This window comes from Streptomyces sp. T39 (assembly GCF_008042045.1).
In the GTDB taxonomy this organism is placed as follows: domain Bacteria; phylum Actinomycetota; class Actinomycetes; order Streptomycetales; family Streptomycetaceae; genus Streptomyces.
In genome coordinates this window covers 1-927 of record NZ_RDBP01000138.1, presented here as the reverse complement: position 1 = coordinate 927, position 927 = coordinate 1, and the positions used below count along the sequence as shown (strand labels likewise).

General features: G+C 75.4%; 2 pseudogenes. One reads left to right on the top strand and one right to left on the bottom strand.

Annotated elements, in window-relative coordinates:
* Positions 1-257, bottom strand: a pseudogene (locus tag EAO77_RS40775) (LacI family transcriptional regulator); the annotation flags it as partial.
* Between the two features lie 15 nt (positions 258-272).
* On the opposite strand from EAO77_RS40775, the pseudogene EAO77_RS36140 reads away from it, so the two are divergent.
* Positions 273-927, top strand: a pseudogene (locus EAO77_RS36140) (substrate-binding domain-containing protein); the annotation flags it as partial.

Here is a 927-nt window from a genome sequence, read left to right as displayed (position 1 = left end):
GGCAGCGCCCGGTCGACGCAGACGAACGGGATGCCGTGGCGGCGGAAGGCGGCGAGGTTCCGGCCGGAGGCGTCCGCGGGCGTCACCAGCACCCCGCGGACCTCCTGCTCGCAGAAGAGCGTCAGGTACTCGGCCTCCTCGCGAGGGCTCTCCGCGCTGTTGCAGAGCATCACACCGAGGCCCGCGTCGCGGGCGGAACGCTCGGCGCCCGCCGCGATGTCCACGAAGAACGGGTTGGCCATGTCGAGGACGAGCATCCCCAGCGTGCGGCTGCGGCCGGCGCGGAGCGCGCCGCCCGCGACGCSGGCCTCGGCGTGATGCTCGGCAACAGCGCGGGCAGCGGCGACGAGGAGGCGTACTACCTGTCGCTCTTCGCCGAGCAGCGGGTACGGGGTGTCCTCGTCACCCCCGCCGACCACGGTGGCCGCCACGTCCGCGAGTTCGCCCGGCACGGCATCCCGTTCGTCCACGTCGACCGCCTGGTCCCGGAGGCCGAGGGCTGCTCGGTGTCCGTGGACGACGTCATCGGCGGCACCCTGGCCGTGCGGCATCTGCTGGCCGCCGGGCACCGSKMGGTCRYCTACRTCAGCGGCCCCATGCACCTCSCACAGTGCCGCGACCGCCGCGAGGGCGCGCTGCTGGCCCTCGCGGAGGCGGGGCTGCCGGCCGGTGCCCTCGCACAGGTGGAGACGGCTCGCCTGGACGCCGCGGCCGGGCGGGACGCCGGGGCACGGCTGCTGGGCATGGCCGCCCTCCCGTCGGCGGTCTTCTGCGCCAACGACATGCTGGCCCTGGGCGTCCTCCAGAGCCTGTACGGAGCGGGGGTGCGGGTCCCCGGCGACGTCGCCCTGGTCGGCTACGACGACATCGAGTTCGCGGCCGCCGCGGCCGTCCCGCTGACCTCCGTACGGCAGCCGTACGGCAGCC